Annotated in this window: 13 protein-coding genes; 3 read left to right on the plus strand and 10 right to left on the minus strand. The window is 70.2% G+C overall.

The window, feature by feature from the left end:
* Positions 1-67: 67 nt before the first annotated feature.
* Both QH290_RS22790 and QH290_RS22795 read right to left on the minus strand, forming a co-directional pair.
* Positions 68-1,702, minus strand: coding sequence for an ABC transporter permease (locus tag QH290_RS22790; RefSeq protein WP_280385014.1), 1,635 nt, complete (start codon positions 1,700-1,702; stop codon positions 68-70).
* The gene (locus QH290_RS22795; protein WP_425303640.1) at positions 1,702-2,619 is read right to left on the minus strand and encodes an ABC transporter ATP-binding protein; all 918 of its coding nucleotides are present in this window, start codon (positions 2,617-2,619) and stop codon (positions 1,702-1,704) included. Before QH290_RS22795 ends, QH290_RS22790 begins: the two co-directional genes overlap by 1 nt.
* A gap of 86 nt (positions 2,620-2,705) precedes the next feature.
* Here QH290_RS22795 and QH290_RS22800 point away from each other — a divergent pair, with 86 nt between their 5' ends.
* Positions 2,706-3,287, plus strand: coding sequence for a TetR/AcrR family transcriptional regulator (locus tag QH290_RS22800; RefSeq protein WP_280267883.1), 582 nt, complete (start codon positions 2,706-2,708; stop codon positions 3,285-3,287).
* A gap of 6 nt (positions 3,288-3,293) precedes the next feature.
* On the opposite strand, the gene QH290_RS22805 is transcribed toward QH290_RS22800, so the two are convergent.
* The 5 genes from QH290_RS22805 to QH290_RS22825 form a co-directional block, all read right to left on the minus strand.
* On the minus strand, positions 3,294-4,268 hold the full coding sequence (locus tag QH290_RS22805) for an ABC transporter substrate-binding protein (RefSeq protein WP_280267884.1): 975 nt from the start codon (positions 4,266-4,268) through the stop codon (positions 3,294-3,296).
* A 28-nt stretch (positions 4,269-4,296) separates the two neighbouring features.
* Entirely contained in the window at positions 4,297-5,337 is a 1,041-nt protein-coding gene (locus tag QH290_RS22810; RefSeq protein WP_280385019.1) for an ABC transporter permease, read from the minus strand.
* Complete coding sequence (locus QH290_RS22815) at positions 5,334-6,095, minus strand: ATP-binding cassette domain-containing protein (RefSeq protein WP_280267886.1); 762 nt, start codon at positions 6,093-6,095, stop codon at positions 5,334-5,336. Before QH290_RS22815 ends, QH290_RS22810 begins: the two co-directional genes overlap by 4 nt.
* A 193-nt stretch (positions 6,096-6,288) precedes the next feature.
* Entirely contained in the window at positions 6,289-7,710 is a 1,422-nt protein-coding gene (gene argH / locus QH290_RS22820) for an argininosuccinate lyase (protein WP_280385021.1), read from the minus strand.
* A 66-nt stretch (positions 7,711-7,776) separates the two neighbouring features.
* A complete protein-coding gene (locus QH290_RS22825; RefSeq protein WP_280266830.1) occupies positions 7,777-8,979 on the minus strand; it encodes an argininosuccinate synthase in 1,203 nt (400 codons plus the stop codon).
* A gap of 312 nt (positions 8,980-9,291) precedes the next feature.
* On the opposite strand from QH290_RS22825, the gene QH290_RS22830 reads away from it, so the two are divergent.
* Entirely contained in the window at positions 9,292-9,453 is a 162-nt protein-coding gene (locus tag QH290_RS22830) for a hypothetical protein (protein WP_280266829.1), read from the plus strand.
* Between the two features lie 22 nt (positions 9,454-9,475).
* A complete protein-coding gene (locus QH290_RS22835; protein ID WP_280385023.1) occupies positions 9,476-10,114 on the plus strand; it encodes a class I SAM-dependent methyltransferase in 639 nt (212 codons plus the stop codon).
* An 11-nt stretch (positions 10,115-10,125) separates the two neighbouring features.
* Here QH290_RS22835 and QH290_RS22840 read toward each other — a convergent pair whose 3' ends face one another.
* The 3 genes from QH290_RS22840 to QH290_RS22850 form a co-directional block, all read right to left on the minus strand.
* Complete coding sequence (locus QH290_RS22840) at positions 10,126-10,662, minus strand: arginine repressor (RefSeq protein ID WP_280266827.1); 537 nt, start codon at positions 10,660-10,662, stop codon at positions 10,126-10,128.
* Positions 10,659-11,594, minus strand: coding sequence for an ornithine carbamoyltransferase (gene argF / locus QH290_RS22845; RefSeq protein WP_280266826.1), 936 nt, complete (start codon positions 11,592-11,594; stop codon positions 10,659-10,661). The genes QH290_RS22840 and argF overlap by 4 nt, the downstream gene beginning before the upstream one ends.
* The coding region (locus QH290_RS22850) for an aminotransferase class III-fold pyridoxal phosphate-dependent enzyme (protein ID WP_280385026.1) at positions 11,594-12,393 on the minus strand (800 nt) is incomplete at its 5' end. The genes QH290_RS22850 and argF, both read right to left, overlap by 1 nt.

The following is a 12,393-nucleotide window of genomic DNA, read 5'->3' on the forward strand; positions in this document are numbered from 1 at the left end:
ATCCCACCGCTGCGCCGCCTCGCCCGAATCTGCCGCTGGCGGTTCTGATCGGAGCCGGGGAGCGAGTTCAGGACGGCGCCGCCCGACGAAATCGCCCTGGGGCCAATGGCTTTCGCATTTCTATTCCCCGTCGGGTGGGGATATCGCGGTGCTGGAGACCGTAGCCTCCGGCGAGCGCCAGTACCGCGGCGAGCAGCAGTGCGGCGGCCAGGCCCCACCCCCGGACCGGATCGACGGGAGCGCGGCCGACCCAGTCGATCGGCGAGAGATGGCGGACCCAGCCGGGAAGTTGCAACGTATCGGCGAGGACCGCGATGACGGCGACGACGATGTACACGATCCACCCGGCCGCGAGATACGGCGGGCGCAGCCCGTACAGCGCGACCGCGACGGCGAGCAGGACCAGCACGGCGGGCAGATAGGCCAAGGCCGCCAGGGTGATTCGGCCGACCGCGGACGCGTCGGAGACCGCGACGGCATCGCTGATACCGAGCGCGAGCCCGCTCACCGCGGAGACGATCGCGGCGCCGCCCGCGACGGTGACCACCTGCGCGGCGAGCCACCGTGCGCGCGAGCAGGTTCCGGCGAGCATCGGCTCGAGCCGGTCGCCGGACTCCTCCTCCGCGATGCGTCCGGCGCCCTGCAGCGCGTATCCGGCACTGATCAACGCGAGCAGCACGACGACGAAAGCCAGATAGGCGTCCTCGTTCGCGCTGCCGCCCCCGAAGATGTCCTGCACCGCCTCGTTGTCCCGCATCAGGGTGCGGATCGCGTCGGCGAGCGACCCGAAGGCGATCCCGACCAGCGCGCCGATGACACTCCACGCCACGACGGGACCCCGATGCCCGCGGAGAGCGAAACCCAACGGGCGCACCAGGTTTGCACCGGCGGTCGCCGATCCGCGGCGCGCGGCGAACAGCCCCTGCCCCAGGTCGCGGCGCTCGGCGAACCACCCCGCGAGCACGGCCATCACCGCGGCGAACCCGAGCGCGAGCAGCAGCGGCCACCAGCGGACGGTGCCGAACGCGCGGGTCTGCTCCGCCCAGCCGATCGGCGACACCCACACCAGCGCGCTGTCCCGCACATCGCCGATGCCGCGCGCGAGGAACGCCACCACCAGCACCACGAGACACGCCGCGGTCCCGGCGCGGGCGGTGGCGACCACCTGCGCGACGGCGGCGGCGAGCGCGGCGAACCCGAATCCGAGCAGGGCCATCGCCGCCGGGTACACCACCGCGCCCGGCCATCCGACATCCAAGGCGAAAAGCGTTGCGCTCATTGCCGATCCGATCACCGCGAGCGCGGCGGCGGACAGCGTCACGGCGGCACCGACCGTCGCGGTCCGTCCGATCGAACCCGCCCGCAGCAGCTCCATCCGTCCCGACTGCTCCTCGCCGCGAGTCATCCGCAGCACCAGGTGAATTCCCAGCAGCGGAAAGGCCACCGCGCCGATGAAGCCGAACTCGTAGCTGATCACTCCCCCGATGGTGTTCAGGCCGAACGGTTTTCCGTTGATCGCGAACAGCGCACTGCCGGATTCCGTTGCCTGCGCGTAGGTCTCGATATCGGCCGGGGTCGGATAGAGGTCGTTCAGCGACCACGCCGTCGCGGCGAAGACCCCCGCCAGGCCCAGCACCCAGCCCAGGATCCAACGCCGGTTGCCGCGCCACAGGATCGACAGCATCGCACGGTAGCCGCCCATCAGCGCACCTCCGCGGTCTCGTAGGTGCGCAGGAACAGCTCGTCCAGGCTCGGCGGATTCGCGGTGACCGACTCGACCCCGGCCGCGTGCAGCACGGCGATCGCCGCGCCGACGTGACCGGCGTCGACGCCGAACGACACCGCCCACCGATCCCCGTCCGGCTCGATCGCCACCGCCGTGACACCGGTCGCGGTCTCGAGCCCGCGCGGCTCGGCGCCGGTGACGGCGTGGATGTGGGTCGTGGTGTGACGGCGCAGTTCGGCCAGCGTCCCGGTCGACACCGTGCGGCCCTGCCGGATGATGCTGACCCGGTCCGCGAGCGCCTCCACCTCCGCCAGGATGTGACTCGACAGCAATACCGTGCAGCCCTGCCGCTTTCGCTCCCGCAGCGTGTCCTGGAACACCTGCTCCATCAGCGGATCCAGCCCCGAGGTCGGCTCGTCGAGAATCAGCAGTTCGCTCTCGCTCGCGAACGCCGCGACCAGCGCGACCTTCTGCCGGTTCCCCTTGGAGTAGTCCTGGCTCCTCTTACCCGGATCCAGCTCGAAGCGTTCGATCAGCTCGGCGCGCCGCCGCGGGTCGACGGGCCCGTGCGCGGCCGCCAGCACGTCGAGGCATTCACCGCCGGTCAGCCCCGGCCACAGCGAGACGTCGCCGGGCACGTAGGCGAGGCGGCGGTGCAGTTGCACGGCATCGCGCCACGGGTCGGCGCCCAGCAGCCGCGCCCGCCCGCCGGTGGCGCGGACCAGCCCCAGCAGGATCCGGATCGTCGTCGATTTGCCCGCGCCGTTCGGGCCGAGGAACCCGTGCACCTCGCCCTGCTCGACCCGCAGGTCCAGCCCGTCGAGCGCGGTGAAATCACCGAACCGCTTGCGCAGGGCCGCGGTTTCGATCACCGCGGTAGATCCGTCACCGATCACCGGTCACCTCCATGAACTATTGGTGTGTACCGATGGTACACGCTCATGGTTCGCGGTCCGGTGCGCACTGCTAGCATCGAGAGGTGCCGCTACCCCGATTCACCCGTTTACCTGCCGAGGAACAGCGCCGCATCCTCGATGTCGCGCTGCGGGCGTTCGCCCGGGACGGCGTCGACCACGCCTCCTACAACCAGATCATCGCGGCCGCAGGCATCTCGAAATCCTCGGCGTACAACTACTTCGACGGTCGCGAGGACCTGCTCTACGCCGTCCTCGACGACGTCGCCGCCCGCCTGTCCGCGGTGCTCGGCAGGTGGGAGCGCGTCGACAGCGCGGCCGAGTTCTGGCACGCCATCGAAACCGTCGAGGCCCGTCTGAGCGCCCACATCGCCGACCACCCGGCCGATCTCGCGCTCATCGACCCGGCGTTCCTGCTGCGCGAGCAGGGCGCGTTCATCTCCTGGATCACCGACTTCGTCGACAACGGCGCAGCCATCGGCATCGTCACCGCCGACTGCGATCGCGACCTGCTCGTCGCCGCCACGGCCGCGGTCCTGCGGGCCGGGGACGCGTGGGGCGCACAGCAACTCAGGGACGGCCGGGTCCCCGACCAGGACCAGGTCTGGGCCCTGATCCGCAACCTCTGGGGCGCTCCGGCCGCCTGAGCGCGCTCAGCACTTGCTCTTGTAGAGATACCTCGCGTTGGCGTCCATATCGGCCTGGGTGATGGCGATCATGTCGGTCCGGATGGTGCGGGTGACCGGCTTGTTCTCGATCGCGGCGGCGGCTTGGGCCACGCCCTGCGCGCCGATGGTGGCGGGGTCCTGGGCGATCAGCGCCTGCACCGTTCCGGCCTTCAGATCCTCGACCTGTTTCGGGCTGGCGTCGAAGCCGACCAGCTTCACCTGACCGAGTTTCCCGGCATTGCGCAGGCCGGTGGCGGCACCCTCCGCGGAGCTCAGGTTGGTGGCGAAGATGCCGACCAGATCGGGGTGCGCGGCCAGCGTGGCCGTCACGATCGACGCGGCCTGGGCGGCCTCGTTGTTGTTGTACTGCACGCCCAGCGACGTCAATCCGGCCTGGTTCCGCAGCTCCTCCTCGAAGCCCTGGGCGCGCAGATCGGTGGTCGAGGTGCCCGCCTTGGTGTTGATGACGAGCACGGATCCCTTGCCGCCCACCAGTTTCGACAACGTCTGCGCCGCCAGCTGCCCGCCCTTGCGATTGTCGGAGGAGATCGACGACAGCGCCACCGAGGTGTCGTCGAGGGCGGTGTCGACCTCGATCACCTTGATGCCGGAGTCCTTCGCCTGCTTGATCGGGCTGGCCATCGCCGTGGCGTGGGTCGGCGCGATCAGCATGGCGCCCGGCTTGTTGGCGATCACCCCGGTCACGATCGGGGTCTGCTGCGCGGCGTCGAACTGCGTGGGCGCCTGGGTATCCAGCTCGAATCCGAGCTTCTTCGCCTCCTCCTCGGCGCCGCACTGCATCGAGATGTAGAAGGGTTCGTTGGCGACGCCGGGGATCAGCACCAGCTTCTGGGCGTTCGTGCCGCCCGAATCCCCCACCTGCCCACCGCATCCGGCCAGCATGCCCGCGGCCGCCAGCGCGGCACCGATCATCGCGGCGGTCCGTCGTCCGGTCCTCATCTCCGCCTCACCTCCGAGATAGGTTGTGCTACTTCCGGTCTCGTGACCGCCTTCGGATCTGGTCGAACCACACCGCGGCCACGAGCACCACACTCACCGCGACCGGTTGCCAGAACACCGGCACCCCCGCGATGACGAAGCCCTTGCGCAGCACCGACGGGATGAATACCCCGATCACGGTGCCCAGCACCGAGCCCGCCCCGCCGAACAGGCTGGTTCCGCCGATCACGACGCCCGCGATGGCGTCGAGGTTGTCGGTGGTGTGCCCGGCGATGGTGGTGGTGCCGAAGTAGGCGAGATTCATGAAACCGGCCAGGCCCGCGAGGGTTCCGGCCATCAGGTACACCAGGATCAGGTGCCGGGTGACGCCGATACCCGCCCGCCGCGCGGCCTCGGCGTTGGAACCGATGGCGTAGGTGTAGCGGCCGAAGCGGGTGGTGTGCAACAGCCAGGCGCCGACCAGGGTCACCGCGGCGGCGACGAGTACCAGAATCGGGACGCCGCCCAGCAGCGTGCCGAATCCCAGTGAGTTGCGCAGATTCTCGGGAACCGTGCGGGTATCGACACCGCCGGTGATCAACTGCGCGGATCCCAGGGCCGCGCCGAACGAGCCCAGCGTGACGATCAGTGGCGGAATCCTGGCCTTGGCCACCAGGAATCCGTTCACCAGGCCCCAGAGTGCCCCGCCCGCAAGCGAACCCGCGAAGCCGATGCCGATGATCCCCCACCCGGCGCCGGTGGCGTCCTCCCCCGGGCTGAGCCATTCCATCGTCTTGGCGCCGATCACGCCGGAGAAGATCAGCACCATGCCCACCGACAGGTCGATGCCCGCGGTGATGATGACGAAGGTCATCCCGATCGACAGCACCAGCAGCACGGCGGTCTCGATGAGCAGCGTCTGCAGCGTGAACCGGGTCGGGAACGCGTCCGGTCGCAACAGGCTGAACGCCGCGTAGAGTACCACCAGCACCAGCCCGATCCACAGCGTGCTGGCCCCCGCGAGCCGTTGCCACACAGTGCTTTCGGGCAGGGCCGCGGTGTCGTCAGCGTGTTCGGAGCGTTCGCTCATGCCGCGTCCTCGTGGGTCAGCGCACCGGTCATGGCACCCACCAACTGCTCGAGGGTGGCGTCGGCGCCGAAGCGCGCCACCCGCTTTCCCAGCCGGAGCACCTCGATGCGGTCGGCGACCGCCAGCACCTCGGGCATGTTGTGGCTGATCAGCACCACCGCGATGCCTTGGTCGCGGACGCGCTTGACGACCTCGAGGACGCGTTCACGCTGGACGACGCCGAGCGCCGCGGTCGGCTCGTCCATGAAGACGACCTTGCTCGCCCACATCACCGACCGCGCCACCGCCACGGTCTGGCGCTGACCGCCCGACAGCGCGCCGATCGGCACGTCCGCGCGCGGCAGGACCACACCCAACCGCCGGAAGTGTTCCGCGGCTTCGGATTTCATCGCCTTGCGGTCGAGCATGCCGAGCCGTCCCGCCAGGCCGCGGCGGAAACGTTCCCGCCCCAGGAACAGGTTGGCGGCGGGATCCAGGTCCGGCGCCACCGCCAGATCCTGGTAGACGGTCTCGACGCCGAGCCGGCGCGCGGCGGTGGGCGAGGCCATCCGCACCGGCTCGCCGTCGAGCAGGATCCGCCCGCCGTCCGGCTGTTCGGCGCCCGAAAGACATTTCACGAGCGTCGATTTGCCCGCGCCGTTATCGCCGATGAGCGCGGTCACCGTACCGGCATGCACCTGGAAGTTGGCGCCCCGCAGCGCCGCGACCCCGCCGTAGCGCTTGACCAACCCCTCGGCTTCCAACACGACGGAAGGCATGATCATCACCCCGGCGACATCGACTGAACGGACATCCGGCCCGCCCGCCAAATGTTAACGCTCACCCCCACCCCCCGAACGAGAATCGCCAAACCCCGCGATCACCGGCCGCACATTCCCGCACTCCCTGTTCGTTCCCGCACCCACTACAAGGTCTCGTAGTGGGTGCGGGGACGAACAGGGGGTGCGGGAATCAGCCCAGCCAGGTGCGGGATTCGGCGGCGGTTTGGCGGATTTCCTGGAGTTGTTCGGTGACCTGGTCGGCTGCGGTGCCGCCGCGGGCGTTGCGGGAGGCGATGGAGCCCTGGACGGTGAGCACCTCGCGGACGGCGGGGGTCAGGGCGGGGTCGACGGCCGTGAACTCCTCGTCGGTGAGTTCGTCGAGGCCGACCCCGCGGGATTCGGCGGCGCGGACGCAGCCGCCCGCGGCCTCGTGGGCGACGCGGAACGGAACGCCCTGGCGGACCAGCCATTCGGCGATATCGGTGGCCAATGTGTAACCGGCGGGGGCGAGTTCGGCCATCCGGTCGGTGTGGAAGGTCAGCGTGGACACCAGCCCGGCGATGGCGGGCAGCAGCAACTCCAGCTGCGCCACCGAATCGAACACCGGCTCCTTGTCCTCCTGCAGGTCCCGGTTGTAGGCCAGCGGCTGCGCCTTCAGGGTGGCGAGCAGGCCGGTGAGGTTGCCGATCAAGCGGCCCGCCTTGCCGCGGGTCAGCTCGGACACGTCCGGATTCTTCTTCTGCGGCATGATCGACGAGCCGGTGGACCAGGCGTCGGCGAGGGTGATGTAGCCGAATTCCGGTGTGCTCCAGATGATCACCTCTTCGGCCATGCGCGACAGGTCCACCGCGATCATGGCGAGCACGAAGGCCGCCTCGGCGGCGAAGTCGCGGGCGGAGGTGGCGTCGATCGAATTGGACGCGGCCGCGGCGAAATCCAGATCGGCGGCGATGGCCTCCGGATCCAGGCCGAGCGACGATCCGGCCAGCGCGCCGGATCCGTACGGGGACACGGCCGTCCGCTTGTCGACATCGCGCAGCCGCTCGACATCGCGCAGCAGCGGATGCGCATGGGCGAGCAGCTGATGGGCCAGCAGCACCGGCTGCGCGGCCTGCAGGTGGGTCTTGCCCGGCATCACCGCCTCCGGATGCGCGGCCGCCTGCGCCACCAGCGCGTCCACCACGTCCAGCACCCCGGCCGCGACGCGACGCACCGCATCCCGCAACCACATCCGGAACAGCGTGGCCACCTGATCGTTGCGCGAGCGCCCGGCCCGCAGCCGCCCGCCGAGCTCGGTGCCGACCCGCTCGATCAGCCCGCGCTCCAGCGCGCCGTGTACATCCTCATCGGACTCGGCGGGCGCGAACGCCCCCGAATCCACATCCGCGGCAAGGCGATCCAGCCCGTCCAGCATCGCCGCCAGCTCCCCCTCGGACAACAACCCGGCCTTGTGCAGCACCCGCGCATGCGCCTTGGACGCACGAATGTCGTACGGCGCCAACGCCCAATCGAACTGCGTGGACTTGCTCAGCGCCGCCATGGCCGCCGCCGGACCGGACGCGAACCGCCCACCCCACAGCGCCCCCTCGTTGGTGCTGCCGCCCTCACTCATCGTTCGTCGTCTCCTCGTGGTCACAGTGCGGTCGTCGGATGCCTGCACACAAGCCGGAGCGGGCGCCTACTTCTTGCTGAGGTCCCGGCGCGCCGCGACCTTCGACGACAGGCCGTGGATCTGGACGAAGCCCTTGGCGAGGGACTGGTCGAAGGTGTCGCCCTCGTCGTAGGTGGCCAGGTTGAAGTCGTAGAGCGACTCCTCGCTGCGGCGGCCGTTGACGACGACGTTGCCGCCGTGCAGCACCATGCGGATCTGGCCGGAGACGTGCTGCTGGGTGTCGCGCACGAACGCGTCGAGGGCCCGCTTCAGCGGCGAGAACCACAGGCCGTCGTACACCAGCTCGCCCCAGCGCTGCTCCACCTGCCGCTTGTAGCGGCCCAGCTCGCGCTCGATGGTGACCGCCTCCAGCTCCTGGTGCGCGGCGATCAGCGCGATCGCGCCGGGCGCCTCGTAGATCTCGCGGCTCTTGATGCCGACCAGGCGGTCCTCGACCATGTCCAGGCGGCCCACGCCCTGGCGGCCCGCGCGCTGGTTCAGTTCGGTGATGGCCTCGAGCACGCTGACCGGGCGGCCGTCGATGGCCACCGGCACGCCCTTGTCGAAGGTGACGATCAGCTCGTCGGGCGCCTCGAAGTTGACGGTCGGGTCGACGGTGTAGTCGTAGACGTCCTTGGTCGGCGCGTTCCACAGATCCTCGAGGAAGCCCGTCTCGACGGCGCGGCCCCACAGGTTCTGGTCGATGGAGAACGGCGACTTCTTGCTCACCGTGATCGGCAGCGCGTTCTCCTCGGCGAAGGCGATGGCCTTCTCCCGGGTCCAGGCGTAGTCGCGCACCGGCGCGATGACGTTCAGGTCGGGGGCCAGCGCGCCGATGCCGACCTCGAACCGGACCTGATCGTTGCCCTTGCCGGTGCAGCCGTGCGCGACGGTGGAGGCGCCGTGGTACTCGGCGGCCTCGACGAGGTGCTTGACGATGAGCGGGCGGCTGATCGCCGACACCAGCGGGTAGCGGCCCATGTACAGGGCGTTGGCCTGCACGGTCGGCAGGCAGTACTCGTCGGCGAACTCGTCGCGGGCGTCGACCACGATCGCCTCGACCGCGCCGCAGTCCAGCGCGCGCTGGCGCACCAGGTTCATGTCCTCGCCGCCCTGGCCCAGGTCGATCGCGACCGCGACCACCTCGGCCCCGGTCTCCTTGCCGATCCAGCTGATGGCGACGGAGGTGTCCAGCCCGCCGGAGTAGGCGAGTACGACGCGATCGGCCATGTCTGTAGCTCCTCAGGTTTCGTGCGTGTCCAGGTCTGCGGCGCCCGCTCCACGGGCCGGGCGGAGCAGGCCTCCTCCCCGGGCGGCTCCCACCACGTGCAAATGATTATGCATGACGATGCAAGCCCATTCATAACCGGGGTGCCCGAGAGACCGGCCCCGGCCGGGGCGCCGGAGCGACACACCAGTGCGACACTCCGCGGAATTGGGACAAATGTGGCGAAACCCCAAGGGCGGCAAGGTGGTTGTGTCGAGGAAGGGACGCGGTGTGTCACGCTGGGGGAGATATCGGGCGGAAGAAGGGTGGGCGCAGTGTATTCGACGTTTGCTGACTACTTCGGCATGATCGGGCGCGACATTCTGAGCATCGGCGAGGCCGTGATCGGTCTCATCGAGCACATCATCGGGATCGGGGGCTCCGGGCCGGGTGGCCACGGCGGCACCTATCCACCGGGGGAATATCCGCTGCGGTAGCGGTTCGGGCAGTATTCCGGGTATGGGCACCGATCAGCACGGGCATTGGGAGCAGACCTACACCGCCCATCCCGGGATGTACGGCGGGCAGCCGTCCGAACCGGCGGTGTACGCGGCGGCCCGGTTCCGGAGCGCGGAGGTCCGCGAGGTACTCGAACTGGGGGCCGGGCACGGCCGCGACGCCCTGCATTTCGCGCGGACCGGATTCGACGTGACCGCCACCGATTTCAGTACCGCCGCCCTGGCACAGTTGCGGGCGGCCGCCGCGGCGGGCGGTGTCGGCGACCGAGTGCGCGTCCTCGAACACGATGCGCGCCAACCGATTCCGCTGCCGGACGCCTCGATCGACGCGGTGTACGCGCACATGCTGCTGTGCATGGCGCTGTCCACCGAGCAGATCCTCGGCCTGGCGGGCGAGATCCGGCGGGTGTTGCGTCCGGGAGGCGTCCTCGTCTACACCGTCCGCCATACCGGCGACGCCCATTACGGCGCCGGAGTCGCACACGGCGACGACATCTACGAACACGGCGGCTTCGCCGTCCACTTCTTCCCTCGCGACCTGGTCGACCGCGTCGGCGAGGGCTGGAACGAGGTCGAGATCCACCCGTTCGAGGAGGGCGAGCTACCCCGCCGACTGTGGCGGATCACCCAAACCGCGTAACCCGCTGCCGCTCAGGCCCACTGTTCGATCTTGGCGGCCAGTTCGGCGCCGGTCAGGGGTTCGCGGGCGATGACCGCGACGGTGTCGTCGCCCGCGATGGTGCCGACGATCTCCGGGAGCGCGGCGCGGTCCAGCGCGCTGGCCAGGAAGTGCGCGGCGCCCGGCGGCGTGCGCAGCACCGCGATATTGCCGCTGTGATCGGTGGAGACCAGCAGGTCGCCGAGCAGTTTGGACAACCGCCCGGTGCCTCCGGTGACTCCCCGCACCGGGCTGCCGTCCTCGGGCACCACGTAGATTCCGGCGCCGCCGTCGGCCGCGCGCAGCTTCACCGCACCCAGTTCGTCGAGGTCGCGCGACAGCGTGGCCTGGGTGGTCTCGATCCCCTCGGCGGCCAGCAGCGCCGCCAGCTCGGTCTGGCTGCGCACGGCGTTGGCGGACAACAGCACCACGATGCGCTGCTGCCGCCCGGCCCGGGTACGCGCGGTGGCCGGACCCGACCTCGCCGCGGAGTTACCCGAGCCACCGGTTCGCTCGCCCGCCTCGGTCATAACCTCACACCCTGCTTCGCCAGCAACCACACCAGCAGCGCCTTCTGCGCGTGCAGCCGATTCTCCGCCTCGTCCCAGACCGCGCTGTGCGGGCCGTCGAGCACCTCGTCGGTGATCTCCTCCCCGCGGTGCGCCGGAAGGCAGTGCAGCACAACGGCATCCGCCGCCGCCCGGGCCAGCAGCTCACCGTTGACCCGGAACGGCCGGAACGGGCCGACGCGATCCAGGCCGTCGTTCTCCTGGCCCATCGAGGTCCAGGCGTCGGTCACCAGCGCGTCCGCACCGGTGGCCGCCGCGATCGGATCGTCGGTGATCGTGATCGTCGCGCCGGTCTCCGTCGCGCGCTTGCGGGCGGCCTCGACCACCCAGTCCAGCGGCTCGAAACCCGCGGGCGCGGCGATGGTCACGTGCAGCCCGGCCGTCACGCCGCCCAGCAGCAGCGAGTGCGCCATATTGTTGGCCCCGTCGCCCAGGTAGGTCAGGCTGCGACCGGCCAGCTCGCCCTTGCGCTCGGCCAGCGTCATCAGATCGGCCAGCACCTGGCACGGATGGAATTCGTTGGACAGCGCGTTCACCACGGGAACCGTTGCGGCGGAGGCCATCTCGTCGAGCCGCCGCTGCTCGAAAGTGCGCCACACCACGGCGTCGACGTAGCGCGACAGCACCCGGCCGGTATCGGCGAGCGTCTCCTCCCGGCCCAGCTGGGTGTCGCGGCCGTCCACGACCACCGCGTGGCCGCCCAGCTGCGCGATGCCCACCTCGAAGGAGAATCGCGTGCGGGTCGAGTTCTTCTCGAAGATCACTCCGACTCCGCGCGGCCCCTCCAGCGGCCGGTGCGAGAACGGCGCCCGCTTCAATTCCGCGGCCAGCGCCAGGATTTCGGCCTGCTCGGCCGGTGAGACGTCGTCGTCCCGCAGGAAATGGCGAATCATCACTTCTCCCCCTTCGCCTGTGCGGCGTCGAGAATCGCGGGCAGGTCCGAGACGAAGTTCCCGGCCTGCGCCTCGGTGAGTATCAGGGGCGGCGCCAGCCGGATCACGTTCGGCTTCGCCGGGTTCACCAGATAGCCCGCCGCCCGGGCGGACTCCTCCACCTGGGCCGAAACATTCTGTGTCAGTTGGATTCCGATGAGCAGCCCGGCGCCGCGCACGTGATCGATCAGCGGGTGGCCGAGCTCCTCGATACCGTCGGTCAGCGTCTTGCCGACGGTCTCCACATGCGCCAGCAGACCGGTCTCGTCGATGGTGCGCAACACCGCCAGCGCCGCCGCCGCACACACCGGATTCCCACCGAAGGTGGTGCCGTGCAGCCCCGGGGTGAGCAGTTCGGACGCGGGCCCCTGCGCCAGCACCGCGCCGATCGGCAGCCCGCCGCCCAGCCCCTTGGCCAGGGTGATCACATCCGGCACGATCCCGGCGGCCTGATGGGCGTAGAAGTGGCCGGTCCGCCCGACCCCGGTCTGCACCTCGTCGAGGATCAGCAGCGCGCCCTGTTCGGCGGTGATGGCCCGCGCCGCGGCCAGGTAGTCCGGCGGCGGCACCACGACGCCGCTCTCCCCCATGATCGGTTCCAGGAACACCGCGGGGGGGGGCCGGGGGGCCGCCGCCGCCCCCGCTGGGCGGCCCCAGCGAACGGTGTCCGAGTTGGGCACCCCCCCGTGCCGGGCCGGCCAACCCCACCCCCACACCGGTGTGTCCAGCGTCGGGGGGGGGGCGGGGGTTAGCGGCCTGG

The organism is Nocardia wallacei, assembly GCF_029869545.1.
In the GTDB taxonomy this organism is placed as follows: domain Bacteria; phylum Actinomycetota; class Actinomycetes; order Mycobacteriales; family Mycobacteriaceae; genus Nocardia; species Nocardia wallacei_A.